19 protein-coding genes are annotated in these 26,466 nt (G+C 72.0%); 9 read left to right on the plus strand and 10 right to left on the minus strand.

What is annotated here, in order from left to right; genetic code table 11:
• Nucleotides 1-185: 185 nt before the first annotated feature.
• From CAP_RS29920 to CAP_RS29930, 3 genes are read right to left on the minus strand one after another with little or no spacing between them, the layout of a single operon-like run.
• Entirely contained in the window at nucleotides 186-854 is a 669-nt protein-coding gene (locus tag CAP_RS29920) for a metallophosphoesterase family protein (protein WP_044247093.1), read from the minus strand.
• Between the two features lie 10 nt (nucleotides 855-864).
• Complete coding sequence (locus tag CAP_RS29925; RefSeq protein ID WP_044247094.1) at nucleotides 865-5,301, minus strand: serine/threonine-protein kinase; 4,437 nt, start codon at nucleotides 5,299-5,301, stop codon at nucleotides 865-867.
• Between the two features lie 7 nt (nucleotides 5,302-5,308).
• Nucleotides 5,309-6,175, minus strand: coding sequence for a hypothetical protein (locus CAP_RS29930; protein ID WP_197041414.1), 867 nt, complete (start codon nucleotides 6,173-6,175; stop codon nucleotides 5,309-5,311).
• Between the two features lie 455 nt (nucleotides 6,176-6,630).
• Between CAP_RS29930 and CAP_RS29935 the strand changes: the two genes are divergently transcribed.
• On the plus strand, nucleotides 6,631-8,091 hold the full coding sequence (locus tag CAP_RS29935) for a serine/threonine-protein kinase (protein ID WP_052376330.1): 1,461 nt from the start codon (nucleotides 6,631-6,633) through the stop codon (nucleotides 8,089-8,091).
• Nucleotides 8,092-8,366: 275 nt separating this feature from the next.
• Nucleotides 8,367-9,278, plus strand: coding sequence for a formate dehydrogenase accessory sulfurtransferase FdhD (locus CAP_RS29940; RefSeq protein WP_197041415.1), 912 nt, complete (start codon nucleotides 8,367-8,369; stop codon nucleotides 9,276-9,278).
• 77 nt (nucleotides 9,279-9,355) lie between these two features.
• Here CAP_RS29940 and CAP_RS29945 read toward each other — a convergent pair whose 3' ends face one another.
• The gene (locus CAP_RS29945; protein WP_044247095.1) at nucleotides 9,356-9,922 is read right to left on the minus strand and encodes a biopolymer transporter ExbD; all 567 of its coding nucleotides are present in this window, start codon (nucleotides 9,920-9,922) and stop codon (nucleotides 9,356-9,358) included.
• Between the two features lie 222 nt (nucleotides 9,923-10,144).
• Between CAP_RS29945 and CAP_RS29950 the strand changes: the two genes are divergently transcribed.
• From CAP_RS29950 to CAP_RS29960, 3 genes are read left to right on the plus strand one after another with little or no spacing between them, the layout of a single operon-like run.
• Nucleotides 10,145-11,242 (plus strand): phospholipase D-like domain-containing protein, encoded by a 1,098-nt coding sequence (locus tag CAP_RS29950; protein WP_044247097.1) that lies wholly within the window; start codon nucleotides 10,145-10,147, stop codon nucleotides 11,240-11,242.
• Between the two features lie 19 nt (nucleotides 11,243-11,261).
• Complete coding sequence (locus tag CAP_RS29955) at nucleotides 11,262-12,101, plus strand: AAA family ATPase (protein ID WP_044247099.1); 840 nt, start codon at nucleotides 11,262-11,264, stop codon at nucleotides 12,099-12,101.
• A 4-nt stretch (nucleotides 12,102-12,105) separates the two neighbouring features.
• Nucleotides 12,106-13,287: a vWA domain-containing protein gene (locus CAP_RS29960; protein WP_044247100.1), complete on the plus strand. Its 1,182-nt coding sequence runs from the start codon at nucleotides 12,106-12,108 to the stop codon at nucleotides 13,285-13,287.
• Between the two features lie 530 nt (nucleotides 13,288-13,817).
• Here the strand turns inward: CAP_RS29960 and CAP_RS29965 are convergent.
• Nucleotides 13,818-14,618, minus strand: coding sequence for an HNH endonuclease (locus CAP_RS29965; RefSeq protein WP_044247102.1), 801 nt, complete (start codon nucleotides 14,616-14,618; stop codon nucleotides 13,818-13,820).
• Nucleotides 14,619-14,898: 280 nt separating this feature from the next.
• The gene (locus CAP_RS29970) at nucleotides 14,899-15,936 is read right to left on the minus strand and encodes a zinc-binding dehydrogenase (RefSeq protein ID WP_044247104.1); all 1,038 of its coding nucleotides are present in this window, start codon (nucleotides 15,934-15,936) and stop codon (nucleotides 14,899-14,901) included.
• 163 nt (nucleotides 15,937-16,099) lie between these two features.
• On the opposite strand from CAP_RS29970, the gene CAP_RS29975 reads away from it, so the two are divergent.
• A complete protein-coding gene (locus CAP_RS29975) occupies nucleotides 16,100-17,032 on the plus strand; it encodes a hypothetical protein (RefSeq protein ID WP_044247106.1) in 933 nt (310 codons plus the stop codon).
• A 240-nt stretch (nucleotides 17,033-17,272) separates the two neighbouring features.
• The gene (locus tag CAP_RS29980) at nucleotides 17,273-18,181 is read left to right on the plus strand and encodes a hypothetical protein (protein WP_044247107.1); all 909 of its coding nucleotides are present in this window, start codon (nucleotides 17,273-17,275) and stop codon (nucleotides 18,179-18,181) included.
• A 6-nt stretch (nucleotides 18,182-18,187) separates the two neighbouring features.
• Here CAP_RS29980 and CAP_RS29985 read toward each other — a convergent pair whose 3' ends face one another.
• Both CAP_RS29985 and CAP_RS29990 read right to left on the minus strand, forming a co-directional pair.
• Nucleotides 18,188-19,738: a GMC family oxidoreductase gene (locus CAP_RS29985; RefSeq protein ID WP_156041264.1), complete on the minus strand. Its 1,551-nt coding sequence runs from the start codon at nucleotides 19,736-19,738 to the stop codon at nucleotides 18,188-18,190.
• Nucleotides 19,704-21,449 carry a MutS-related protein gene (locus tag CAP_RS29990; RefSeq protein ID WP_063748776.1) on the minus strand — a complete coding sequence of 582 codons (1,746 nt, stop codon included), beginning with the start codon at nucleotides 21,447-21,449 and terminating at the stop codon, nucleotides 19,704-19,706. Before CAP_RS29990 ends, CAP_RS29985 begins: the two co-directional genes overlap by 35 nt.
• A 176-nt stretch (nucleotides 21,450-21,625) precedes the next feature.
• Here CAP_RS29990 and CAP_RS29995 point away from each other — a divergent pair, with 176 nt between their 5' ends.
• Both CAP_RS29995 and CAP_RS30000 read left to right on the plus strand, forming a co-directional pair.
• Nucleotides 21,626-22,918, plus strand: a complete 1,293-nt coding sequence (locus CAP_RS29995) for an MFS transporter (protein ID WP_044247110.1) — start codon at nucleotides 21,626-21,628, stop codon at nucleotides 22,916-22,918.
• Nucleotides 22,919-22,922: 4 nt separating this feature from the next.
• Nucleotides 22,923-23,879: a hypothetical protein gene (locus CAP_RS30000; protein ID WP_052376333.1), complete on the plus strand. Its 957-nt coding sequence runs from the start codon at nucleotides 22,923-22,925 to the stop codon at nucleotides 23,877-23,879.
• Here CAP_RS30000 and lnt read toward each other — a convergent pair.
• Together lnt and CAP_RS45845 are read right to left on the minus strand one after the other, a co-directional pair.
• A complete protein-coding gene (gene lnt / locus CAP_RS30005) occupies nucleotides 23,831-25,624 on the minus strand; it encodes an apolipoprotein N-acyltransferase (RefSeq protein ID WP_063748777.1) in 1,794 nt (597 codons plus the stop codon). The two genes, CAP_RS30000 and lnt, sit on opposite strands and share 49 nt — an antisense overlap.
• Nucleotides 25,621-26,460, minus strand: coding sequence for a hypothetical protein (locus CAP_RS45845; protein WP_156041265.1), 840 nt, complete (start codon nucleotides 26,458-26,460; stop codon nucleotides 25,621-25,623). The genes lnt and CAP_RS45845 overlap by 4 nt, the downstream gene beginning before the upstream one ends.
• Between the last annotated feature and the right edge of the window lie 6 nt (nucleotides 26,461-26,466).

The raw sequence follows: 26,466 nt of genomic DNA on the forward strand, positions 1-26,466 counted from the left end.
CATGGCGAACTCGGCCAGCAGGTCCATCGCTCCCCCTCCGGGCGCGGCGCCACTGCAATGCGTCGCCTTGGGCAGAACCCATTGCGGGAAAATCGGAGGGGAGCACCCCGACAGGGTAGGATCCGCGCGAACCACGCGTCGCACATTGCGACACGGTCGGGGCGGAGCGTCGCGATGACGCGGGGCTACAGCCAGCCTTGCTGAATCTTTCCCTCTTGGTTTGCCTGCCAGAGCTGGCCGCTGCCGACGTCGAGGCAGGTGAGCCAACCAGCGCCGCACGCCCACGTGTCGATACAGATGGCGTGACCCACGCTGCGGGGGCGACCGTCGCGCTGCGCGGTGTGGCCGCAGACCATCACCTTGCCGGAGCAATGGGGGCGGGGGTTGATGAAGGGCTCCCAGAGGAGCACGGAGGCGCGCTGGCGGGCCAGGGGCTCGTCGGGGGCGGCGCCGGCGTGCACGAAGAAGTGGGTGTCGGTCTCGTGGAAGGTCGCGCAGGTGCGTTCGAGGAAGGTCCAGTGCGCGGCGGGGATGTCGTCGAAGGTGCCGCGCCCGCCGGGAGGCGCGTAGGAGGCGAGGGTCTGCACGCCGCCGACGCGGAACCACATGGCCTTGAGGTCGGGGTTCGTGCGGGCGCGGAGCAACATCTGCTCGTGGTTGCCGCGCAGGGGCACGAGGTAGCCCTCGTCGGCGAGGCGGATCAGGCGGTCGAGGACGCCGCGGGAGTCGGGGCCGCGGTCCACGTAATCGCCGAGGGTGACGAGCTGGTCGCCAGGGCGGAGCGCGACGGCGTCGACGAGCGCGTCGAGCGCGCTGGAGCAGCCGTGGATGTCACCGATGGCGAGGACCCGCACCCGGAGAGCACTAGCACAGGCCTGCGCTCGCCGCGGTGAGGCCGCGCTGGAGGCGGGCCCGCATGGCGTTCGGGATGCGCTCGGCGAGGGAGAGGGCGCGGCCGAAGTGGCGGGCGGCGTCGGCGGTGAGGCCGCGGCGCAGGGCGGCGAGCGCGCGGGCCTCCAGCACCTCGATCCGCTCCTGGCCCACGGAGACCACCTGCGAGCGCGCCTCCAGGGCGTCCCAGGCCGCATCGTCGGTGCCGCCGGTGCCGCCGGTGCCGCCGGTGCCGCCGGTGGCGAGCGCGATCATGGTGCAGAGCACGTCCTCGGAGGGGGTGAGCGTGGCGTCGTCGGCGCCCCGGGCGCGGCAGAGGGTGTCGTGGGCGCGCACCTCGGCGGCGATCGTGGCGGCGGCCGCCTCGTCGCCCCGGTAAAGGCGTATGCGGGCGTCGAGGAGGGGGATGACGGCCGGAGGACGGCCGCTCCCGAACTGGCGCGCGGCGACCCTGGCGGCGGCGCGCAGGTGGGGCTCGGCGGCGGGCAGGTCGTCCATCTGGTAGAGCGCCTCGGCCAGGTTGAAGTGGCCGCCGAGCTCCAGGGTCGGCAGGCCGAGGTCCCAGCCGATGGCGATGGTGCGTTCGAGGTCGGAGACCAGGCCCTCGCGGTCGCCGGCGTAGCTGCGGAAGAGGCCACGGTTGCTCATGGCCGGGCCGAGGTGCATCCAGTCGCCGCGCGCTTCGCAGAGCTGGATCACCTCGTCGAGCGCGCGCGCGCCCTCGCCCAGGCGGTCCAGGCCCGGGAGGATGAAGCTTAGCATGAGGCGCGCGACCACCAGCGTCTCGTGACCCTCGTCGCCGAGCGCCGCGGCGGCCTGGGCGGCGCGCTCCAGGGTGGCCGCGGCCTCGGTTTCCAGGTCGTCCCGGTGCAGCGAGCGGCCCTCGCCGAGCAGGAGCTGCGCCTCGACGCGGAGGCGCGCCACGCTCGGCCGGAGCGCCGAGCCGGGGACGGAGGCGACCGCGCGCGCGGAGGCCGCGAAGGACGGCGGCTCCGTGGCCGCAGCGTGGAGCGCGGCGGCGGCGCGCACCCGGTCGCGGGCGCTGCGGTACTTGCCCATCCAGTCGAGCACCGTGGCCTCTTCGAGGAGGATCTCCATCTCGCCCACCCCGTCGCCGGCCTTCGCGGCCTCCGCGCGCGCGGTCTCCAGGTCCTCGAGCGCCTCGGCGTGGCGGCCCAGCCGGGAGCGCATCTGGCCCCGTCCCCGCGCGGCCCGGGTGGGCGGCGCGCCCAGGGCGAGGGCGTGGCTGAAGGCGATCTCGGCGTCGAGGTAGGCGTGCCTGTCGCGCGCGTGCTCGCCGAGGGACAGGTAGGCGGCGGCGGCGTCCTCCGTGAGGCCGGCGGCGGCGGCGTGGACCGCGAGCCGCGCGAGCCGCGCCAGCCCCGCCAGCCGCGAAAGCTCCGGGGCGCCGGTCCGGCGGTAATGCTTGGCCGCTGCGTGGTGGACGCGCAGCTTGAGGTCCGAGCGGGCCCCGCGGGCGATGGTGTCTTTGAGCAGCGGGTGCCTGAACGAGATCCGGCGCTCGTCGGCGCTGCGCGCGAGGAGGCCGACGTCGACGAGGCGCGCGATGCCGGCCTCGGCGTCGAGGGGCAGCTCGTCGGCGCCGTCTTGCCGCTCCATCTCGCGGAGGACGGCGCGCACGTCGGCCACCTCGATGTCGTCGCCGAGCAGCGCGACGAGGCGGGCGTGCGCCTGGAGCGCGGGCGGGAGTGCGTCGAGCTCGCGGTCGGCGAGCCACTCCAGGATGGGCAGCTCCGGGAGCCGCTCCAGCTCCTCGCTGGCGAGGTGGAGGACGCCGGTCTCCGGGTCGCGGTGCACGAGGCCCTCGCGCTTGAGGCCGCGGACCAGCTCCGTGAGCAGGAGGGGGATGGCGCAGGAGCGCTCGACGAGGCGCCGCACCGCGGCGGTGGGCACGTCGAGCACCGGCAAGAGGAGCTGGCGGCACAGGGCCTCGGCGCTCTCGGCGTCGAGCGGGCCGAGGGTGTGCTCCTCGTGCCGCGCGGCGCGGGCGCCCCAGCCAGGGTGCACCTGCGCGAGGGCCGGCCTGCCGAGGGCGCACACCCAGAGCCGCGCGCGCGCTCCCGAGCCGGCTCCCGAGCCATCGCGCGTGGCGTGCTCCAGCGCGGCCATGACCGCCTCGTCGCAGAGGTGGGCGTCGTCGAGGACCACCACGCAGCCTCCCTGGGACGAGCGCGCGCGCAGGGCCTCGCCCGCGACCCGGATGGGCGCCGCGCGCAGGGCGAAGGGCGCCGCGGAGAGGCCCGCGAGCTCGGGCGCGTCGGGCGGGAGCCACCCGAGGGCGAGCGCCACGGCCGGCCACACCTGGGGCGGGGGGAGCGCGCCGCCGAGGCGGGCGGAGAGCAGCTCTTCCCCGCCGTCGGGCGGCGCGAAGCGCGGCAGGTCGAGCGCCACCCGCAGGACGTCGCCGAGCGCCCCGCCTCCCTCGCCGGGCTCGCGGGGGCCGAGGCCCAGCACCAGCACCCCCGGCACCACGAGGGCGAGCTGGGTGCAGAGCGCGTGCGCGAGGCGGGTCTTGCCGGTGCCCACGTCGCCGGTGAGGGTGACGAGGGTCGGGGGACCCTTCTCCAGGGCCGCGCGGGCGCTGTCGAGCAGCGCCTGGAGGAGCTGCCGGCGCCCGATGAGGGGCAGGACCGAGGCGTGCATGGTGTCCGGCGTGTCCAGCGTGTCCAGCGTGTCCGGCGTGTCCGGCGTGTCCGGTAGGAGAGCCTGGGGCAGGGAAGGTGGAGGGGTCGCGCCGCGCGTCGGCAGGGGGCCTTTCGGCGACAGCGAGAGGTGAGCGGCGAGGACTGCCGCCGCCGCGGGGCTGAGGAGCACGCCGGCCGGATCCCGCGGCCCGGGGTAGTTGTCCTCGCGCCTGAAGACGGCGCTCAGGTAGCGGGCCGACCCGTCGCGCCGCCGCTGCACGTGCACCGGGGCGAGGTCGACCCGGACCCTGTCGCAGAGGCCCTCCTGCACCAGCGCCTGGGCCGCGCGCAGGGCCCGGCGCGCCGGGTTCTCGCCCACGTCGTGGCTGTAGAGCGCCACCGCGCGGCGCCCGGAGACGTGCGCGAGCTCGCCGCCGAGCTGGAGGAGGCGGCGCTGCAGCGCCAGCGGGCTCACCGTGACCTCCAGGTACACGAGGCCCACCCGGCGCCGTCCTCCCAGCGAAGGGGGTAGCCGTGAGGAGGGGGGCAGCCGTGACGAGGGGGGGGTCATCGAGAGGGGCGCGCGCCTCCAGAGCGCGCTGCTCGGCGGGCGTGCGTCGTCCAGGCCGAGGGCCACTTCGCGCAGGGCCTCGCGCAGCTCGGACGCGTGGCGGAACCTGTCCTCCGGGCGCTTCGCGAGGCAGCGGAGGACCAGCTCTTCGAGCGGCTCCGGCACCGCCCACACCACCGAGGGACGCGGGGGGCGGCGGCTCCGGTGGGCCTCCCGGACCGCGGCCGGTGGGCCCCAGAAGGGTGTCCTGCCGGTGAGCAGCTCGTAGAGCACCACCCCCATCGCATACACGTCACTCCGCGCATCGACGCGGGCGCTGCCGTCGCACTGCTCGGGCGTCATGTACTCCGGCGTGCCCACCGGGAAGCCGAGGATGGCCAGCTCCGTCGCGCCGTGATCGTCCGCGCCGTGATCGCCCGCGCCGTGATCGCCCGCGCCGTGATCGCCCGCGCCAGCCTGTAACGCAGCCATCCCGCTCGTCTTCCACGTGTCGTGGGAGTCGCGTCCGCCACACGTCTTCCGCGCCTCCCGCGCCTCCCGCGCCTCTCGCGCCTCTCGTACCCGAAGGCTCGACCCGAAGTCGATGAGCGTCGCGCGCTGGCCGCTGTGGACCAGGATGTTCTCGGGTTTCAGGTCGCCGTGGGCGATGCCCCGCGCGTGCACCGCCTCCAGCGCGACGAGCATGGCGTTCACCAGGGTGAGCACCGCGCGCAGCGGGACGGACCAGCCCGAGACGCCGATCAGCTCGGCGAGCGTGGGCGCCTCGATGCGCTCCATGAGCACGTAGGGCGCGTCGTCCGCGAGCACGCCCTCGCCATGCACGGCAGGCACGTAGGGCGGACCGACGGCGCGGAGCACCTCGGACTCACGGAGGAGGCGCGCCGCGGCCCCGGGGATGCTCCGACGCGCCAGCTTGAGCGCAAGGCGCGCTCCGTCTGCGTGGCGCTCCACGGCATAGACCACCCCGAATCCGCCCCAGCCGAGCACGCCGCTCGTGTGCAGTCCGGCGACGACGGGCGCCTCGGGGGCGACCTCCTCCGCGTCGTCCAGGGAAACGAGGCAGCGGTCGAGCCGGGGGAGGGGACCATGTTCGGGACAGCCCAGGGCCCGCGGCACGCGCCTGCCGCATTCCTGGCAGCGCGCCCCCGTGGCGCTCGCCGGGCGCCTCTCGCTCGCAATGTCGGTGGCGTTCATGCCTGATCTAGTCGAGGAACACCGTGATCACGTTGAAGCTATAGCTTGGCCTGGGCGCGCTCGACGTGCACCCTCCCCAGAAACCGAGCGAATCTCCGTTGGAAACGCAATGATGCTGGCAGGAGCCGACGATCTGGATCATCCCGCACGATTCAATGGCGCCCTGGTCGTTCACGTGGCCGGCGGCGCAGGCGCGTTGCCGTTGCCGCGCGTACGCCACGCCGTGCTGGTCGTAACAGGCGAAGGCCGTCGGCGGGTTGGTGAACAGGTTGCCCCAGAACGCCCCCTCCTGGTGGTTGAAGGTTCCGGCCTCCTCGCTCGACATTTGCCAGAGTTCCCTGTGCCACGAGCGGGACGAGAGCAGCACCGAGACCCCGTACAGGTTGACCCGGGAGATCAGGCACGATGACACCCACCGCGCCTCGTCCTCCATGATGGGGGCGTTCTGCCATTGCGGTGCGAGCGCCATCAGCCCCGGGTACGACTCGGCGTGCGCCACCCCGTCTTCGTCCGTCCACGAGAAGTCGAACGAGGCCGTGGAGGGCAGGGCGCAGCTCACCACGTAGCGCATCGCGTGCCGGGCCAGCTCGCCGTCGCTCCCGGTCGACTGGAGGCGCGCCCGCGCCTCCGGGAGCAGGCCATTCCAGTTGAGCGCGTTCCAGTTGATCGCATTCCAGTTGAGCGCGTTCCAGTTGATCGCATTCCAGTTGAGCGCGTTCTCGGCGAGCAGCGCGCTCTCCGCGGTGTCGACGTCCTCCTCCATGAGCGCGTCGTCGTCGGCGTCCTCCGACAGCGGAGGCGCGCAGCCCGCGACGGTGGTGATGAAAGCGGCGGCGAGCGCAATGGCTCCAGATGTTCGATGGCTGGTCAGCACGATCATTCCCCCCCGGGATCAGCGCGGCGAGACGGGGCGCGCCGCAGATGCTCGGCCCACCCGGTCAGGGCAGGCGCTGACGGCAAGGTTGCCGCCGCGGGGCATTCCCTCGCAGGGGCGGTGTGCCCGTTCGCAAGGATGGGACGGATTCCCCCGTGAACCCGTCGCCGTCGCTGCGCAGGACGACCATCGAACGATCTTGTACAGCAAGAACCGGCGCTCGTCCCGCGATGGAAAGCGCGGCTCGATCATCGATGCGAGCCGCTCGCCTCTCCACGCCTCTCCCCACCGCTCCCCTCCGATCGCCGCCGATCCTCGCCCATGTGCGTCTGCTGTCACGGCGCTGACCATTGCCATGGCCAAGGCGGAACCCACCCGTCGTGCGCATAGCGTCGGACGACGGGCAGGCGGTCGCGTGGCCTGTCCACGCATTCGCTGGTATATGCAGATCTCCCATGCCGTCGATGGACGACCTCACCCTGATCGCCGGCGCCATGCCCGAGGCCCTGCCGTTCACCGTGCGCCCCGGCGAGCATCCAGGCGATTCCGAGGCCGCGCTGCTCCCGGGCCACGTGCTCGGCGATTACCGGATCGACCACGTGATTGGCCAGGGCGGCTGCGGGGTGGTGTACGCGGCGCTCCGGCCGGACGGCGGGGGGCTCGCCGCGATCAAGGTGATGCACGCCTCCCTCTCCACCTCGCGCAACGCCGTCGAGCGCTTCGTGCGCGAGGTGAGCGTGGTGCGCCTCGTCCACCACCCGGCCATCGTCGACATCCACGACCTCGGCAAGCTCCCGGACGGGCGCCCCTACTACGTGATGGAGTACCTGCCCGGCGAGCCGCTCTCGGCGCTCCTCCACGGGCGCGGGCGGCTGCCGCTCGGCGAGGCGCTGGTGCTGCTCCAGCCGGTCTGCGCCGCGCTCTCCGCGGCGCACGAGGCAGGCATCGTCCACCGCGACGTGAAGGCGAGCAACGTGCTCGTGGGGCCCGACGGCCGGGTGAAGCTCCTCGACTTCGGCATCGCCAAGCTCTCCCGGGGGGAGGAGCCAGGCTCCGGCTTCACCACCGCCGGGCGGCACGTGGGCACGCTCGCCGCCATGGCGCCCGAGCAGATCCTGGGCGGCAAGGTCGACCCGCGCACCGACGTCTACGCGCTCGGGCTGCTCCTCTTCCAGATGCTCACCGGGCATCATCCCTTCTGGTCCGACGACCAGGTGGAGCTTGCGTGGCGCCACGTGGAGACCCCCGCGCCGCGCCCGAGCACGCAGGTGAGGGTGCCGCCGGCCGTGGACGCGGTGGTGCTGCGCTGCCTGGAGAAGGCGCCGGAGCGCCGGTTCGCCTCGGTCAGCGCGTTCTTCGCGGCGCTGTGCGAGGCCGCCGGCGGCCCCGCCCCCGCCGAGGTGGCCCTGCACGACGGCCTCGCCGCAGGCATCTGTGTGGAGCTTTGCGTCGACGCTGACGGCGAGCTGGACGTCGAGGCGATCGAGGACCTCGGCCGGGCCCTCGACCTGGCCGAGGACGCGCTGCAGGGGCTCGGCTACCGGGTGGTGCTCGCCGCGGGCACCCTGCTGCTCGCCGCGCGTCCGCTCCGACCGATACTCGCGCCGGGGAGCACGCCGGCCAGCGCGCCGAACGCCGCGCCAGGGAGCACGCCGGCCAGCGCGCCGAACGCCGCGCCGACCAGCGCGGAGGCGCGCCCGGAGACCGACACCGAAGACCCGCGCCTCGCCGCCGGGGAGGCCCGCGCCCTCGCGGACGCGCTCACGGCGCGCCCAGAAGCCGATCCGAGGGTGCAGGTACACGTGAGGAGCCACGTCGCCGCCGCGCTCCTCAGGCTCTCCGGAGCCCCCGAGCTGCTCGGAGGACCCCTCTCCGACCTGCCCACCTGGCCCCCACCTCCGGCCGTTCAGGCCTGAGCCCCGTGACGGGCCCCTCACCTCGTTCCGGGAGCGGCACATGTGCCGACCACGTGCCGTCTCCCGGCGTGACTGCGTATCGCCTGTACACCTCGACCGCCACGGTGCCCCTGGACCGTGTCTCCCCCTGCACACCCGGCGAGGCGCATCCCCTGACAGGTCCGTCCGTGAAGACTGTCTGGGCCTGGCCACAGGGTTGCACTCCGCTGAACTGTCGGCGTCGACCGCCTGACCTGAGCAGAGGAAACATGGGACAGATGGTATCGCATGAGATCATGGGCCGGAGCGCTGAGCGCCCGGATGGCACTGGCATGGAGTGGTTCCAGCCGCCGCCACACGTTCCGCACGCCATCCCGCGGGGCACGGCGCCGGCGCCGGGGCAGCTCGAGATCCGGGTCAACGGTCAGCCCGTCGCGCTGACCTGGCGCACCCCGGGGGCGGACGACAACCTCGCGCTCGGCTTCCTTTACTGCGAGGGCGTGCTCCGCTCTCTGGACGACATCAGCGGCATCAACCCCTGCTGGCACCCCTGCAAGGAGAGCTCGGGCGACGTGCTCGACGTCCAGTCTGCGCCCGGCGTGCACGTGGACATCCAGCACGCCCTCGACAGCCGCAGGTTCACCATCCTCAGCGCCGTCTGCGGCAGGAACCCGCCCGGCGCCCCGGCTGCGTCCTCCTGCGCCCTGCCCCTGGGCCCGAGGCTCTCCCCCCGGGCGGTCGCGGCGTGCGCCAGAGGCTTCGAGGTGCTCTCTCCGCCGGTCCTCCGCAAGAGCGGCTTCCACGCCGCCGCCGCCTTCAGCGCCGAGGGCGATCTGCTCGCCGCGCACGAGGACGTGTCGAGCCAGAACGCCGCCGACAAGGTGGTGGGCGACCTGCTCCGCCACCGCCGGCTCGGCGCCGGGATCCGGCTCGCCTCCGACGCCGAGCGCCCCACGGTGCTGGTGGTGACCGGGGCGTCGAGCTTCGAGATCGTGCAGAAGGCCGCCGCCGCCGGCATCCCGGTGATCGTCAGCACCACCGTGGGCAGGGGCCTCACCATGGATCTCGCGGTGGCGCTCGGGGTCACGCTCACGACGATGGGCCGCGGCGAGCTGCTCAACGTCTACTCCTGTCCCGAGCGCCTCGGCCTCGCCCCCTCCACGGAGACCATCCTGCGCGCCCCGGGCCTGCGCGACGCCCACCCCTGAAGCGGGCTCGCGGTCCTGCCCGGGTCATCCCGCGCTCAGGGTGACGCGCTCAGGGTGACGCGCTCAGGGTGACACACTCAGCGTGAGGCGAAGGTCGTGGAGAAGGCGGCGACGAGCTGACGGTTGCCGTTCGGAAGCGACATCTCCCGACGGGCGCTGCTGATCGCGTCGAGCGCCGCCACGACCTCGCGGAAGGGCGTGCCGTTCTCGGTGTGCAGGACGGCCTGGTCGACCTTGCGGTCGGACACGTCGCGGTGCGCGCCGGCGCGCTTCCACTCGCTCTGGATGGTCTCGGCGAGCCCCGGGTAGCGGATGGCGGTCATGCTGTCGCTCCCGACCTGCACTTCCTGCTTCTGGATCTTGACCTCGCTCACCACCGTGGGGCCCTGCTTCCAGGTGAGCCCGAAGCCATCCTCCTGCAGGTGCACGTGCAAGACGAGGGCGGTCTCCGCCGCGCACGCCTCGCCGCACCCCGCCTGGCCAGGCACCTGGGCATTGACCTCCAGGCGCGAGTTCGTCACCCACACCGCGGTGAGCAAGAGGAAGGTGATGGTCACCATGAGCAGGTCGATGAAGGGGACCATGTTGAGGTCCGCGTTCATGGCCCGCTTGTTCGAGGTCGTGCCCACGTCGACGCCGCCCATACATTCCTCCTCCGCGCGCTTGTCCGGTGCGGCGCGCAAAGGCGCGCGCTCTCGTCTGCTGCGGTGATCGAAGCGACGCCCGCCCGGCACCGAAGTTCCTGCGAAAGCGAGCGGGGCCCCACTTCGCCCCCGGCTGGACTTTTTCAGGGGCCGACTTCGCGCTATAGGTCCAGGACGCGACCTGAACCCACACCCGAGCCCCCGCGCTCCACGTACGCCGCGATGTCCGTCGGCGCGCACCGGCTGGCCCTGCTCCGCGACGGGGAGCAAGCCTTCCCGGTGATGCTGGACGCCATCGCGCGCGCCCGGGAGACGATCTGCCTGGAGACGTACATTCTCCGGAGCGACCGCACCGGGATGCGCTTCGCCGAGGCCCTGGCGGAGCGGGCCGCGGCCGGGGTCGAGGTCAACCTGCTCTACGACGCCTGGGGCTCGTCGGTGACCACGTCGTACCTCGCCGATCTGCGCGCGGCCGGGGTGCGCACGCTGGAGTTCCACCCGTTCGCCGTGAACACGCCGTTCGCGAAGTTCCTGCGGCGCGACCACCGGAAGATGCTGGTCGTCGACAGCCACGTGGGCGTCACCGGCGGGATGAACATCGCCGACGACTACGCGGCCGTGACCGAAGGCGGGGGCGGCTGGCGCGACACGCAGATGCTCCTCGAAGGCCCCGCGGTCGCGGAGCTGCAGTACCTCTTCCTGCGCACCTGGCGCAGGTCCGGCGGCGCCCCCCTCGACGAGCGCCGCTACGGCTACGACGGCCGGCGGCCCGACCCGAAGGTGCGCATCGTCGGCAACGGCCTGCCGCGGCGGAAGCGCTGGGTGCGCGACGAGTACCGCCACGCCTTCGACCGCGCGAAGCGCCGGATCTGGATCACCAACGCCTACTTCCTCCCGCCCCTGCGGATGATCCGCGCCCTCGGGGACGCCTCGCGCCGGGGCGTCGACGTGCGGATCATGGTCGCCGGCACCACCGACGTGCCCGCGGTGCTCTTCGCCTCGCGCGCCTTCTACGGCCACCTCCTCAAGGCAGGCGCGAAGCTCTACGAGTGGCGCGGCCGGGTGCTGCACGCGAAGACGGCGGTCATCGACGGCCGCTGGTCCACCGTGGGCTCGTCGAACCTCGACGCCCAGTCGCTGCGCAAGAACCTGGAGGTCAACTGCTTCGTGGAGGACGAGGGCTTCGCAGCCTCCATGGAGCGCATGTTCCAGGACGACATCACCCACTGCGCGCAGATCACCGAGCAGCTCTGGAAGCAGCGCTCGCTCGTCGAGCGCGCCGCCACCTGGGCCGCCTTCCTGGCGCGAGAGTGGCTATGAAGTGCTACAGTACGGCCTCATGACAGACTTCCGCCGCTTCCGCGGCACCGAGCGTTACCTCACCAACGAATCGCTGGAAGCCGCCGTGAACTGCGCCCTCGTCCTGGAGCGGCCGCTGCTCGTCAAGGGCGAGCCGGGCACCGGCAAGACGCTGCTCGCCGAGTCCATCGCCCAGGGCCTGGGGATGGAGCTCATCCCCTGGCACGTGAAGAGCACGACCCGCGCGCAGGACGGCCTCTACGTGTACGACACGGTGCAGCGCCTCTACGACTCGCGCTTCGGCGACGGCGACGTGCGCGACATCAAGCGCTACATCAAGCTCGGGCCGCTGGGGCGCGCCTTCGCCGCCCCGCAGCGGGTGGTGCTGCTCATCGACGAGGTGGACAAGGCCGACCTGGAGTTCCCGAACGATCTGCTCCACGAGCTGGACCGGATGCGCTTCCGGGTGCTGGAGACCAACGAGGAGATCGCCGCGAAGGAGCGCCCGGTGGTGATCATCACCAGCAACAACGAGAAGGAGCTGCCCGACGCCTTCCTGCGCCGCTGCGTGTTCCACTTCATCGACTTCCCGGAGCCCGAGTTCATGCGCCAGATCGTGCGGGTGCACCACCCCGACCTGGAGCAGTCGCTGGCCGATCAGACGATGCGCGTCTTCTACGAGATCCGGGCCAACACCAAGCTGCGCAAGCGCCCCTCCACCAGCGAGCTGATCGACTGGATCTCGGTGCTGCGCAAGGCAGGCATCACCGAGGTGAAGCTCGACAAGTCGCTGCCCTTCCTCGGGGCGCTGCTCAAGAAGGAGCAGGACCTCGTGGCCCTGGCCGATCAGCTCGCCGGCGGCCGGCGTTACCGGTCGTAGCCCCATGTTCCTCGAGCTGATCTACGAGCTGCGCGCCCGCAAGGTCCCGGTCGGCGCCCAGGAGGCCGTGGGCCTGGCGAAGGCGCTCGTGGCCGGGCTGCACGAGTCGTCGCTCGACGGCTTCTACCACGTGGCCCGGGCGATGCTGGTGCACTCCGAGGCCCACCTCGACGACTTCGACCTGGCCTTCGCGAAGACCTTCAAGGGCGTCGCCGTGGAGTCCAAGCAGCTCGTCGAGGAGCTGCTCTCGTGGCTCAAGGACCCCTACAAGCTGCGCGAGCTGACTGAGGAAGAGCGGGCCAGCATCGAGCGCCTCGATCTGGAGGAGGTGCTGCGTCGGTTCGAGGAGCGCCTGAAGGAGCAGAAGGAGCGCCACGACGGCGGCAACCGCTGGATCGGGACGGGCGGGACATCCCCCTTCGGTACCGGCGGCTACCACCCCGACGGGATCTCGGTGGGAGGGCAGGGGAGCGGGGCGCGGGGCGGGGCGATGCGCACGGCCGACGCGCGGAAGTACCGGCCCTACCGGAGCGATCTGGTGCTCGACGTGCGGCAGATCGAGGTGGCGCTGCGGAAGCTGCGGGCCTTCGTGCGGGAGGGCGCGCACCAGGAGCTGGACATCGAGGGCACCATCGACGCGACGGCCCGCAACGTGGGCGAGCTGGAGGTGGTGACCCGGCCTCCGCGCCGGCCGAACACGCGGGTGATCCTGATGATGGACGTGGGCGGTTCGATGGATCCGTACGCGGCGCTGATGAGCCAGGTGTTCAGCGCGGCGAAGCGGGCGACGCACTGGAAGGAGCTGCGCACGTACTACTTCCACAACTGCATCTACGGGAAGATCTACCGGACCGAGGGGCTGGTAGATCCGGTCTCGGTGCGGGACCTGCTCCGGGAGTGCGGACCTCACTACAAGCTGGTGATGGTGGGGGATGCGTCGATGGCGCCTTACGAGCTGCACGGAAGCTCGGGGTGGGGCGACGATGGGCGGATGCCGGGGCTCGCGTGGTTGATGATGCTGCGGGAGCACTTCGACCGGGCGGTGTGGCTGAACCCGGATGGGGTGGGGAGCGTGCCGCACCCGACGGTGGACGCGATCCGGGCGGTGTTTCCGATGTTCGCGATGACGCTGGAGGGCCTGGGGGAGGCGGTGGGGGAGCTGGTGCGGGGTGGGCGGAAGGCGTGAGGGCGTGAGCGGTGTGAGGGCGTGAGCGGTGTGTGCGGGGGCGAGGGCCTTGGTAGGCGTTGAGGTGGGCGAGGCGGTCGTGCAGGTCTGAGCGGCGGAGAGGGGGCGGGGCTCTCGGCGCCTGCGCGGCGGAGGGCGGTGCGGTGGCGCGAGGCGTCTCCTCCGGGGCCGACGTTGCGGCGGGCCCCAGAGCTGGCCCGCCTTCACTCTGGCCCCTGCAGAGACGCCTCGCGCCACCGCACTGCCCTCCTCTGCTTTCGGCACCGAGAGCCCCGCCCCCTCTCCGCCTGGGGTGGCTCAGGGGGAGCAGACTCTCGGGGAGGGGTGGTTGGCGTGGGAGTGGCGGCGTCGTGAGGAGGGGGTGAGGGCCATACGGACGCCCAGCGGTTGGCCGGATGAATCAGCGTGATCCCCTCAACGTGAAGGCTCTGCAGGCTCCCAGCGGTTGGCCGGATGAGCCGGTGTCCCAACTGGGACATGAGGCCTCCTCTGTTAGGACACGAGGAGCATGTCCTCGCTGCGCTTACGCATCAGCGCATCTTGTTCCTGCGGACGATGTAGGTCGTGCGCGGGCGCAGGTCGTGCCGTTCAGGGACCGTTGCGCGCCGCCCGTGCAGGCGCCGCGTGAGGTGTTCGTCGGCGGCACTGTATTCGCCCTCGCTGTCGGCCGCGTCATGGTGCTCGATGACGAAGTCGGTCGTGAGGGTGAGCCGATCGGCATCAAACAGCCGGTGATGCGTCGAGCACAGAAGCAGACCGTTCCTCGGGTCGAGCCGCTCGTGCGGAGCGCAGCTCCGCCACGGCACGATGTGCGCCCCCTCCAGCGCTTCAGGAAACGACAATCCGCAGAAAGCGCACGCGCCGCGGTATGCCCGCAGGAGCGCGGCGCGAAAAACACGCTGGGTGATGCCTCGTGCACGGACCAGCGTGTAGACTTCCTCGGAGCGCTCAGGGGTGTTGACGAGAGATGCGGCGAGCGCTTCCTGCGTCTTTCCAGCCTTGAAGGCATAGTCGAACGGATTCCCCATGCTGGCCCAGTCGAACTTGCAGACGCGCCGGAGACCCTCGTCGAAGTCGCCAACGTCCCAGGCAATGAAGCCGCCTCCAGGCCGTCCCGCGCCGGCCTGCACAACGAGGATCGTGAGAGGGGGAAGCTTCTCTTCGAGGCAATAATCCTGGATGGGGCCTAGTAGCCAGCTAACGGCTCGGTGATGCACGCCGATCGCGTTCGCCAGCTCGCCGTACGTTATCTCGCGGCCGCGTGCAGCCGCACTCACGAGAACAGGCCACGCTCGAGCGGCACGCTCCTCGTGGTTGACGTTGCTTCCCATCAGTCAGCCTCCACCGGACACCCCCCGCTTGCAGGCGACGCCAAGTTAGAGGTTCCGTCAACGCAACGTCGTAAACGAGAAGAATGTCCCGTTTGCGCGAACCCTTTGGGACATAGAGGGGTCAACTGGGTCGCTACCCCGCATCAACCACCGTGGGCCCTCTCGAAGACCCTCCGTCCCCCACCCGGTAGGCCGTGTGAACCACCGTAGGCCCCCCTCCAGAGGGCCGGCCAGACCGGCACACCCGCCGCCCCCCCAGCACAACCTCCCGAACGCGCAACTACTCCACCGAGAGGACGACCTTCCCGAACACCTGACGCGCCTCCAGCGCCTCGTGCGCCGCGCGCGCCTCCCAGAGCGGCATCACCCGGTCCACAGGTGCTCGCAGCCGCCCCGACAGCAGGAGCGGCAACGCCTCGGCGAGGTCTCCCTTGCTCCCCATCGTCGAGCCCAGGATCTCCACCTGCCGGAAGAAGATCTGCCGCATGTCGAGCTTCGCCTCGAACCCGGCAGTCGCCCCGCAGGTGACGATGCGCCCGCCCCACGCGGCCGCCACCACGGCCTGCTCCAGGAAGGTGCCCCCGAGGTGGTCGAAGATGACGTCGGCGCCCGCCTTGCCGGTCAGGCGCTTGACCTCGGGGACGTAGGCGTCCTTCGAGGTGTCGATCACCTCGTCGGCGCCGAGGGCGCGGGCTTTTTCCACCTTGGCCGGGGAGCTGGTGGTGGCGATCACCCGCGCGCCCACCAGCTTGCAGAGCTGGATGAGGATCGTCGAGACACCGCTCCCTGCGGCGTGCACCACCACGGTCTGCCCGGGCCGGACCTGGGCCTTGTGGAAGACCATCTGCCAGGCGGTGAGCGTCACCAGGGGCGCGGCGGCGGCCTCGGGGAAGCTCAGGGTGTCGCCGATGGGGAGGAGGTTCTGGTCGGGGACGTTGAGGTGGCGCGTGTAACCCCCCTGCGTGTTCTCGCCGAAGATGCGGTAGCTCCGGCACAGGTTGTCGCGGCCGGCGACGCAGGCCCGGCACACCCCGCAGGACAGACCGGGGGAGACCATCACCCGCTGGCCCACGGTCGCCCCGCGCGCGCCAGGGCCGAGGGCCTCGACGACGCCTGCGATGTCGCACCCGAGCCGGTGCGGATACTTGAGCTTGAAGGCAGGGCCGCCCCGCCGGACCCACAGGTCCATGTGGTTCATGGCCACGGCGTGGATGCGGATCCGGACCTCCCGGGGGCCGGGCTCCGGCAGCTCGATGGTCTGACGTTCCAGGACCTCGGGGCCGCCGTGGCGGCTCAACACCATCGCTTCGGTCTGCATGGGGGCGAGCCTAGACGGGCCGCGTCTCGCCCCCAAGGGCGCTGCCAGAAGCGTCCCCCCGACGCGGGTTCCCGAACCTGCCCCAGAATGCCCCGCAGGTTCGTACCGGGGCGGATACGGCCGCCAAGTTGCGGTTGGGGACAGCCGGGACTAGGCTCCCCGGGTGCCTGAAGGCCCGCTGATCCGCCTGGTGGAGCTCGTGCGACGTGAGCTGGGTGCGAAGAACGCCCGCGTCGAGCTGGGGGGCGATCCGCCCGACGATCCCTCCGTGCTCTGGAGAGAGCTGGGCGGCGGCTGGCGCATCGTGGCCATCTTCGAGGGGCCGCCGCCGGAGGTCGAGGAGCAGCGCGCCAGGCTGGAGACCCTCGTCGAGTCGTTCGCGGGCCTGGCTGCCGGGATGGCGCACGTGGATCAGCCGAGTGGCCGGATGCCGGTGGGCCAGGCGCTCACGGCGTCCCTGGCGGACCTGGCGGCCCGCGCGGGGGGGGCCGACGCGGTGGTGATCGACGCGACGTCGCCGGTGCTGTGGGCCAGCTCCGACACCCGCGGCCCCAGCGAGGACGTGGATGCCGCGTTGCGCGCCGCAGCGCTGGATGAACGGGCCCGCTCTGCGGGCGTGGCGCTCGCGCCGCTGCTCGCCGCTCCGGAAGGTACCCTCGGCGCTGCGCTGGGGAGGACCGGGGTGAGCGACGCCATGGCGGCGGAGTTTGGCCGCGAGATCCGGGCGATGCGCGCGCGGCTCGGGGGGCGGACCCGCGACGAAGCCGGCTGGCACCGCCACCTGCTCGTGGCCCGCGCCATCGCCGAGGGGCGGCGCTTCATGGGGGCGTCGTCGAGCCCGGGGCACGTGCGCGAGTCGGTGCATGAGGAGGGCTTCGGCCTGCTCGCGCGGGCCTTCGCGAACATCTACCTCCTGGTCATCGCCTTCGACGGACCGTTCTCCGAGCTGCATGCCGAGGCGGCAACGCTGCACGCCCTGTCGCGCATCGAGCGGCTTGTCCTCTCCCTCCCGCCGGCGCCTCCGCCAACGGGCGGCCCGGACGGCCGGCCTGCCCAGGTGGTCGCGCTCCGCCCCCGCATCCGACGCCGTCGCTGAGCTTGCCGAGCATGCCACGCGTCCCGCGCATGCCCGCGGCCGCAGCACGCGCTCTTCGGGCCGCGTACTGCCGATCGCGCCTCGCCATGCATCGCGCAAAGTTCACGGGACCCTGACAGGACTGACAGACCGATCGCGGGCTGCGACGCGTCGATCGCGGGAAGATTGCGGGGAGAACGCAGGGCAAACCCGTGCCCTCTTCGCTGGCAGGATCGATGCTATCTGCGAGAGTGAGGCACCATGAACCGACTTCACCGCTTTCCTCGTCTCCTGTTCCTTGGTCTGACGCTCTCCCTTGCGGCCGCAGCCTGTGGTGGCGATGACGGCGGCGACGGTTCGGACGGCAGTGGCGCGGGCAACACCACGTCCTACACGCCCACCGGCGACCCCGCGGACGCCCAGACCTTCGACCACACCCTCACCGGGCTCGACCAGATCTCCGAGAGCTGCATCAACCAGCTCAAGGCGTCGGAGTTCGTGGTGCACTACGTCCACCGCTCGCACGGCGCGCAGCTCACCGCGGGCGCCAACAGCCTGGAGGCGTCGAACCCGCTCTACGGCTTCGAGGCCGAGGGCATCGGCCTCCCTTCCGAGACCAACGTCCTCAAGATGTGGGACGGGATGCGGACCTATGACGACTCGCAGGAGGGCGACGGCTACTGGGCCACCGAGCAAGGCCTGGAGGGCGTGCGCGCCATCCTCAGCGCGAACCCCACCATCCGCTACTCGATGTGGGCCTGGTCGTACGAGATCTCGGCGCAGACCGAGCAGACCGTCGACCAGTATCTCACCGCGATGTCGATGCTCGAAGACGAGTTCCCGGACGTGACGTTCATCTACATGACCGGCACCGCCGAGGAGGAGTACGAGGGCGTGAACCGCGCCGCGCGCAACGAGCAGATCCGCGCTTACGCCAAGCAATACGGCAAGATCCTCTACGACTTCGAGGACCTCGACGCCCACTACAACGGCGAGCGGCACACGGCGACGGTGGACGGCGTGGAGATCCCCATGGAGCACCCGCATTACGTCGTCAACGACGGCTCGACCGGCTACGAGTACACCCACACCACGCAGGAGAGCTGCGAGAACAAGGCGCGCGCCTTCTGGGTGATGATGGCCTCCCTCGAAGGCTGCGCCGGCGGCTGAGCCGAGTTACAGCGCGCCCTCGCGCAGCCACTCCCCGAACCGCTCCCCGATCATCAGGGTCGTCACGTTGGTGTTCACGCTGGGGATGGTGGGCATGATGCTCGCGTCTGCCACGATGAGCCCCTCCACCCCGCGCACCCGGCCCCGGCCATCCACGGCGGCGGCCGGAGCGCCCTCGGGGCCCATGGGAACTGTCCCGCAGGGGTGATAGCCGGAGCCGCAGCTCTTGTAGATCCAGGCGCCGAGCCGCGCGCGGTCGGCGAGGGTGCCGTCGAGGGGCCAGAGTGGCCGCGCGAGGCGGCGGATGGGCTCCATCCTGCACAGCTCGCGGGCGAGCATCAGCGCCTCGACGGCGCGCCGGTGATCCTCGCGGTCGAGGAGGAAGTTCGAGTGGATCTCCGGCCCCACCCGCAGATCGGTGCTCGTGTACCGGATCTCGCCGAGCCCCTGGGGCTTGCCGATGCAGCACATGAGGCTGAAGAGCGGCAGCGTCAGCCGGGGGTGGAGCGGCACGAACGAGCCGGCTTGCACCTGCATGTCGAGCGGGTACGGGCTCTCGGCCGAGGTGTAGGTCAGCACCGTCTGGATCAAAGGATCGGTGAGCTGGCAGAGGCCCCTCCGGCGCGGCAGGAGGAAGATCGCAGCGCCCGGGTGATCGAGGAGGCGTGCGCCCACGGCCGGCACCTCGGAGACCAGCTCCACCCCGAGCCGCGCCACGTCCTCGCGTGGACCCACGCCGCTGCGGAGGAGGATGCCCGGCGTGGCGATCGCGCCGGCCGACAGCACCACCTTGCGCGTCGCGATCCGCTCCACCTGACCGCCGCGATCGATCTCGATGCCCTCCACCTTCCGGTTCCGGAAGAGGACGCGCCGCACCTGGGTGCCTGCGGAGAGGCGCAGGCCCGACCGGGCGCGGACCTCCGGCGTCAGGTAGCAGCGCGCGGCGCTCATGCGCACGCCGCCGATCTTGTTCATGGCGTGCGCGCCGATGCCGCCCTCGGTGGCCGGGTCGTTGGTGTCGGGGCAGTCCGGGTAGCCGAGTCCGCGGGCGGCCTCCACGAACGCGGCCTGGAAGAGCGCCAGTTCCTCCGGCGGGTGGCGGCGGACGGGCACGGGGCCCCCCTTGCCGTGCCAGGGAGCGTCGCTGTCGCGGTCGTCTTCGAGGCGCTTCAGGTAGGGCAGGCACGCCTCCCAGCCCCAGTCGGGGAGGCCGAGCGCCGCCCACTCTTCCAGGTCGTACGGGCGCGGGCGGATGGCGATGCAGGTGTTGACCGCGGAGCTGCCCCCCACGACCCGGCCGCGCGGGTACACGAACGGGATCTGGCTGGGGGTCGGCCGGTGGCGGTAGCCCCAGTCGTGGATGCGCCACGAGTTGCGGCTGCCGTTCACGAGGTCGGGAGGGAGCCGCCCGGCATCTGGGTAGTCGGGCCCGGCTTCGAGGAGCAGGACGTCGCGATCCTCGCGCTCCGTCACCCGTGACGCGATGACCGCGCCCGCGGAGCCCGCGCCAACGACGACCAGATCAGCGTGTTTCGCGGGGCTCGGCGGCGGCTGCACGGTGACCCGTGGTATACCGCTTGGTCGCGATCAGGGCGAGCAGCTCATCGCGGGTGACACCGAGGCGCGCGGCGGTCTTGTGGGCGAGCGAGCTTCGCGCCACGCCGGGGACGAAGCCGTAGGTGGGCTGCTCCCGCGCGTCGAGCTCCACCTGCAGGAAGCCGAGGCGCTCGATGGGGCGCTCGGAGGCGAGGTGCTCGGCGAGCTGGAGGAGGTGGGTGGTGATGAACACCTGCGTCTCCAGCTCGGGGAGGAGCGAGATCACCAGGCGCGCGATCTCCTCGCCCTCCGAGGGGTTCGTGCCGGAGCACAGCTCGTCGAGCAGCACCAGGGCGCCCACGGAGATCTCCTCGAACATGCGGCGGATGCGCATCAGCTCCATCCCGAGCTGCCCCTCCGGCTGGTCGGCGCGCGCCTCCTCGATGAGCGAGACGAACAGCCCGGAGACGACGGGCAGCCGCGCCGCCCGCGCCGGGACGAAGAGGCCCACCTGGCCGAGGAGCTGGGTGAGCGCGATGGATTGCAAGAGGCGCGTCTTGCCGCCCGAGTTGGGCCCCGTGACCACCACCACCGAGCCCCCCTCGGTGTGCAGCGTGCAGGGCACGGGCGTCGCCTTTCCGCCGAGGAGCAGGGGGTTGAAGAGGCCCTCGACGTCCATGCCTTCCTCGCTCCGCTCCACGAGCTCCGGCAGGCACACCGCGAGCCCTTTGGCGCGGGCGTTGTCGCGGAGCCCGAGCGCGCCGAGGTACACCTCCATGTCCCCGAGCGCCTGGAACAGGAGCGCGATCGGCTCCTCCAGGCCGGTGAACACGTCGTCGAGCAGGCGCTCCGCCACCTCGTCGCCGTTCATCCGGTAGCCGCGGAAGAACAGCATCACCCGCTTGAAGAAGCGCCCCACGGGCGAGGTGTAGAAGGGGTTCGAGGCGTTCTCGCGGATCGCCAGCACCTTGAAGCTGCGCAGCTCCCCGTCCGCGCCGACGCTCACCTGCACGTCCACGGTGCCGAGGTGCTGGTCGTGGTCGAGCAGCGCGTCGAGGCGCCGGTACGCAGCGCTCGCGCGCACTGCCTGGCCGAACGCGCGGAGCCGCCCGAGCCCCGACGTCGCTCCCTCGAAGGACCCCGCGAGCGCCTCGAAGGCCCCGTGGGCCGCCCTCAGGATCTCCAGGCGCCGCCCCCGCGCCGTCGCCAGCCTCCCCGCGCAGAGCATCTGGCGGAGGCGGAGGATGGCCACGTATGCCTTCTCCAGCTCCGCGCGCCGCGCCTCGCTCCCTGCCAGCTCGTCGAGGATGGCGCGGCGGAACGTCACCACCGCCCGATCCTCCGGGGGCGAGGTGATCACCCGCAGGAGGTAGGGCAGGCACGGCGCGTAACCGCGGCCCTCGGCGCGCACGGGCAGCGCGCGCTTCACCAGGTCCTCGAGGAACAGGTCACGGGCGAAGCAGGCGCGGTCCCAGCGCGACGCGGGGAGCCTCGCCTCCTCCAGCGCCCGCTCGAAGACGTCGGACGCGCCCCGGGTGGCGAAGGCGAACACCAGGTCCTGACGCAGCTCGTCGACCTTCACCCGCACCGCCGCCTTCAGCGAGAGCAGGTCCGGGATGGGCGGCGCGTCGGTCGGCGCGTCGGTCGGCGTGTCGGTCGGCGCGTCGGTCGGCGTGTCGGTCGGCGCGTCGGTCGGCGTGTCGGTCGGCGTGTCGAGGGAGAGCTCGGTCATGGAGTTCCGGGTGACGCCGGTCGGGGCCCGACCAGCGACGCTATCCCGACACCCGGTGGCCGGCAACGTTCCCCGCATCGCGCAGGTAGGCTGGGCCCCGGCGCAGTGTTCCCCCGGCCGCAGCGCCACCGGGCGCGCTTTCTGCCCTGTCGCCCGCGCTCGTGTAGGATGCGCCGGTGAGTCCCGTCGACCCCCATCTGAGCCGCCTGTTCCGCGGCACCCACCTGTTCGGGCTGGCCTGCGGCATCTCGATCGCCCTCACCTCGCTGCACCTCGACGCGCAGGGCTACTCGAAGCAGGACATCGGCACGCTGGCGATCTTCTTCGCCTCGGGCCTGGTGCTGTTCGCCATCCCGATCGGCTTTTTCATCCGGAAGTTCGGCGGGAAGCGGACCCTCACCACCGTCATGCTCGGGTACGCGGCGTGCGTCGCAGCCTTCCCGTTCATGCCGAGCTACGGGTCCATCGCCGGCCTGCGCTTCTTCGACGGCCTCTTCTCCGTGGGGGTGTGGGTCAGCTCCGAGACCATCCTGCTCCACCGCACGGACAAGGAGCACAAGGCGCACCTGACCTCGCTCTACGCCATCTGGCTCTCCAGCGGCTACGTCATCGGCCCCATCCTCGCGATGGGCATCACCAAGATCCTCCCGGTCCCCGCCGCCTTCGTCATCGCCGGCGTGTTCGCGCTGGTGTCCACGATCTACCTCGCCCTGCGCCTCCCTGCCGATGACGCGAAGCACGGTGAAGCGCCCGGCGATGACGCCACCACGACCGACGGGCCAGCCCTCGCCAGGACCGGCGAGGGAGGAGCGGCGCTCGCAGGCGTGGCGGGCGACGATCGCCCGAGCAGCCTCACCATCCTCTGGCGCATCAAGACCTCCTGCTTCGGCGCCTACGCCTACGGCTACTTCCAGGCCTCGCTGGTGCTGTTCCTCCCGCTCTTCCTCATCGAGTCGAAGGGCATCCCCCGCGGCGACACCATCATCCTGCCCGGCCTGTTCTGCCTGGGCATGCTGGTCTTCTCGAACGTCTTCGGCCGCATCGCCGACCGCGTCGGCCACCTGCGCGTCGTCCGCATCCTCTCCTTCGGCGGGATGTGCTGCGCGCTCGGCTTCGTGTTCCTCGACTCCTACTGGCTCATGTGCGCGGCGGTCATCGGCGCGGGCGCGACCCTGGCTTCCATGTCCCCCATCGCGCTGGCGCTGACGGGCGTGGTCACCCACCCCCGCGACTACAGCCGCGCGAACTCGATCTACAACGTGTTCTACGCCGGCGGCATGCTCATGGGCCCGCCCATCGTGGGCATGATCTTCAAGCGCTACGGCGGCGAGATGATGCTCTACCACCTCGGGGCGATGTGGGCGGTGTTCGTGGCCTTCACCATGGTCTTCTACCGCGACGATCCTGCCTCCCGCGGCCAGGGCCCGGCCGCCGTCGCGCCCCCCACCGAAGCCCCTGCAGGTTCCTGAGCCCGTGGAGGAGACCACCCCTGCGGCGACAGGCACCAGCACCGGCACCGGCACCGGCACCGGCACCGGCACCGGCACCGGCACCCGCAACGAGGTGCGCGCCTGGTCTCCCGCCGCGCGCGTCGCTGCCGGCGTGTGGCTGGGCGTCGCGGTGCTCAACGTCCTCTACCTCGCCTCCCACCTCGTCCACGACATCCTGGAGGGCACCAACACGGCCCCGCCCCGCGCCGTGGCGATGGGCCTCGCTCTGTTCTCCGCCATCCCGGTGGCCCTGTGCGTCCTCCTGCGCCGCCTGAACCGGGTCACCCTGGAGGTCCTCCCTGACCACCTGGTCCTCACCCGGGGCACCGTCCGGTTCGAGATCCCCGCCACGTCCATCACCGGGCTCACGCCCTGGCGCATCCCCATCCCCGGCGCCGGCATCGCCCTGCGCATGACCTCGGGCCGCGCGTTCCGCTACGACCTGGAGACCGACGATCCCACAACGCTCCTCGGCCTCCTCGTCCCGGCGCTCCCTGCCGTGTCTGCGGCGCTCCCCGCCGTGCCCGCGGCGCCCGCCGTGCCCACCCACGGAGCCCTCGCGTTCGCCGCTGCCCGCCACAAGCTCGGCCGCCGCGGCTGGGTGTACCTGGGCGTGAAGCACGTCGTCGCGCCGCTCGTCCTCACCGGCATCATCTTCCGCCTCGACCAGATGATCCGGTTCGGCTCTCCGACGGGCCAGTACAAGCTCTTCGGGCTCGCCTCGTACCTCCGGACCTTCTCGGAGTTCTGGATGGGCACCGCCGGGGGCCTCATCGTGTACGCGAGCTGCTGGCGCCTCGCCACGGAGGCCATCGGCATCCTGCTCACCTCCGCCATGCCGGCGCGCGCGGAGGGCATTCGACGGGCCATCGAGATCGTCTGCTTCGTGGCCTACTTCGTGGTCGTCCCCGGCTTTGTCCTCTTCTTCCTCTTGCGCTGAGCCGCCTCTGGCGGTGGCCTCGTCGGCGCCTCTGCTTGCGCCTGCGGCGTGGTCTGCGCCTGCGGCGCTGGCGCGCGCCGCGCACGGTGTCGCGACGCAAGGAGCAGCGCGAGCCCTCCCACGAGCGCCGCTGGCCCAAGCCACGGCCCCAGCACCATCGCCAGCGTCACGGGCCGTCCGGCCCCCGCGAGCGTGGCCGTGAGCGTCTCGCGCTGCTCCCAGCCCGCGGTGGCCACCATCTCTCCCGTCGGCGAGATCATCGCCGAGATGCCCGAGTTCGTCGCCCGCACCTGCGGCAAGCGCGTTTCCACGCTCCGGAACGCGGCCGAGATCAGGTGGAGACGCGGCGCCCGCACGTCCGGGAACCACGAGTCGTTGGAGATGGTGACGATGAGGTCTGCGCCCCCACGCGCGGCCTCCGCCACGAAGCCAGGGAACAGCACGTCGTAGCAGATGAGGGGCACCACCGAGAGCACGTCGCCCCGCCCGAGCGGGAGGTCGATCACCCGCGGCCCGGGTCCCCGTGCCCAGCGCCCGGCCCACGGCATCTCGCGGCGGAGCCAGTCCGAGTCGATCTCCGCCGGCACCCACTCCGTGAGCGGGAACAGCATCCGCTTCCGGTAGCTCGCGCCCGGGGCCTTGCCGCCCGAAGCCGCGCCCAGGAAGAAGGCCGCGTTGAACTCCCGCTCCCCGTCGGTGTCGTACGCCCCGAAGACGAGCGGCACCCCGGTCTCCGCGACGAGGGCCCGGATCTCGCCGTCGAACGCCGCGCCAGCCTCGCTCCGGGGGTGACCGAACGTCGTCGGGTAGACCGTCTCCGGCCACACGATCAGGTCCGGCTTGCTGCGGGCCCGGATCTCCGCCGACATGGCCAGGTGCGCGTCGAGGATGGTGCGCACCGTGTCGTAGGCACCCTTCTCGGCCCGCAGGCGGTCGTAGTTGGTGATGTTGGCCTGCACCGCCGCGACGACGAGCCCCCGGCCCTCCCCCGGCCCCCCGAGCTGCGCCACCCGCACCGCGCCGTATCCCAGCGCGACCCCCACGAGACCTGCCGCCCACGCGAGCGGTCTCCACGCAGGCTCCCGGGCGACGGCCTCCTCTCCGGGCCGCGCTCTGGGCTCACGTGCGCCGTCGCGGACCGTGCGTTGCAGCGCCGCGACCACGAGGTCGTTCACGGCCAGCACGAGCAGCGTCAGCCCGTGCACCCCGGCGAGGTCGGCGCCCTGCCGCAGGAAGGACGACGGGTACAGCGCGAGCCCCAGCGTGTCGAAGAAGAGCTTGGGGAGGAGCAGCTCCGTCCCCACGTACACCAGGAGGGGCGCGCCGCGCGCCAGGAGCCCCGCGCCCTGCCGCCGCGCGAGGTGCCGTGTCAGCGCGAAGGTGACGAACTGCGGTTCGAGCACCGGCGCTGCCACGAGGAAGAGCAGCCACACCACGCCTGTGCCCGCGCCCGCGCCCGCATACCGCTCCACCGTGGTCGGGAACCACGGGAACACCGCCCCCGCGAAGGCCACGCTGAGGAGCACCCCCGCCCCCACCGCCTCGGCCGCCGACGCTGCGCGATCGAGCGCCCAGACCCAGGGGACGAGGGCCACGAAGAGCAGCACGAACCAGGGCGCCTCCATGCGCCCGCACACCGCGAGGAACCCGGCGGTCAGCACCGCTCCGGCGACGAACCCCGTCCATCGCCCCCGCGCGAGGTGGCGCGGCATCCAGCGCTCCACGCGCTCCACGACCCAGGTCATGGAGCCGGGTCCGCCTCGCCGTCCCCGGAGTTTCCCTCGCCGCTCTCGGGGCCATTGCCAGGCTGCTGATCCTCGGGCCCCGCATACGCGCCCTCGGGCACCTCCAGCATCTCCACCTGGAGCCCCTCCGGCACCATCTCCGGCGGCACCACCCGGTCCTCGGGCAGCGGGATCGGGTTGCCCTGCGCGTCCACCGGCCGGTGGTCGGGATGAAACATCAGGATCGGTTCCAGCATCTGCCCCCTGTCCGTGGCCTGGTAATGGCGCACGTACCCCGGCGGCAGCGGGAAGTCCTCGGGCACCACGATGCCCTCCTTGATCCTCTTGGTCCCGTGCGGAGGAAAGGCGCGGAGGCCGGTCCGCTCCTCGGGGGCTCCCGAAGGCCCCTCGGCCTCCACCGCTCCCGGGTTCGCGGCAGCCGTGGCTTCGCCGTCCTCGTTCACGTCGCCTCTCTCCATCTGCCCGGATCCGTCTCCCGGCGCGCCCTTTCCACCGGGCGTTCCCCGTCCCGCGAGCGTCCCCGCGCGTCCACGTGGTGCAGCCTCACCCGCCTCTGCCCCGCTCCCCTTTGCGGTGCGCGTGTCCCCTCGTCCCGTGGCCCGCGCCTCGTGCCCGCGGCTCCCGCCCCCACGCCCGTTCCCGTCGGCCATGGCGCCAGCGCCGAGCCAGAGGCCCACGCCGACGACCGCCGCCGCGAACGTCGAGAGCGCCGCAGCCATCATCCAGCCCCGAAATGGACGAGCGCCCTGCCGCAGCTCGATCCGCACCACCCCGTCTTCGTCGACGGAGCGTCGCGGGCCGACGCTGTTTTTTCCGGCAGGGCGCTTCGTTCTCACGGGCGC

The organism is Chondromyces apiculatus DSM 436, from assembly GCF_000601485.1.
GTDB classification, from domain to species: Bacteria; Myxococcota_A; Polyangia; order Polyangiales; family Polyangiaceae; genus Chondromyces; species Chondromyces apiculatus.

What these genes read in the sequence shown, in the direction of transcription:
- lnt (WP_063748777.1), bottom strand. Translation starts at nt 25,624, where the DNA reads ATGACCTGGGTCGTGGAGCGCGTGGAGCGCTGGATGCCGCGCCACCTC.
- CAP_RS29990 (WP_063748776.1), bottom strand. Translation starts at nt 21,449, where the DNA reads ATGACCGAGCTCTCCCTCGACACGCCGACCGACACGCCGACCGACGCG.
- CAP_RS29955 (WP_044247099.1), top strand. Translation starts at nt 11,262, where the DNA reads ATGACAGACTTCCGCCGCTTCCGCGGCACCGAGCGTTACCTCACCAAC.
- CAP_RS29965 (WP_044247102.1), bottom strand. Translation starts at nt 14,618, where the DNA reads ATGGGAAGCAACGTCAACCACGAGGAGCGTGCCGCTCGAGCGTGGCCT.
- CAP_RS29940 (WP_197041415.1), top strand. Translation starts at nt 8,367, where the DNA reads ATGGGCCGGAGCGCTGAGCGCCCGGATGGCACTGGCATGGAGTGGTTC.
- CAP_RS29970 (WP_044247104.1), bottom strand. Translation starts at nt 15,936, where the DNA reads ATGCAGACCGAAGCGATGGTGTTGAGCCGCCACGGCGGCCCCGAGGTC.
- CAP_RS29925 (WP_044247094.1), bottom strand. Translation starts at nt 5,301, where the DNA reads ATGAACGCCACCGACATTGCGAGCGAGAGGCGCCCGGCGAGCGCCACG.
- CAP_RS29960 (WP_044247100.1), top strand. Translation starts at nt 12,106, where the DNA reads ATGTTCCTCGAGCTGATCTACGAGCTGCGCGCCCGCAAGGTCCCGGTC.
- CAP_RS29945 (WP_044247095.1), bottom strand. Translation starts at nt 9,922, where the DNA reads ATGGGCGGCGTCGACGTGGGCACGACCTCGAACAAGCGGGCCATGAAC.
- CAP_RS29935 (WP_052376330.1), top strand. Translation starts at nt 6,631, where the DNA reads ATGCCGTCGATGGACGACCTCACCCTGATCGCCGGCGCCATGCCCGAG.
- CAP_RS29950 (WP_044247097.1), top strand. Translation starts at nt 10,145, where the DNA reads ATGTCCGTCGGCGCGCACCGGCTGGCCCTGCTCCGCGACGGGGAGCAA.
- CAP_RS29980 (WP_044247107.1), top strand. Translation starts at nt 17,273, where the DNA reads ATGAACCGACTTCACCGCTTTCCTCGTCTCCTGTTCCTTGGTCTGACG.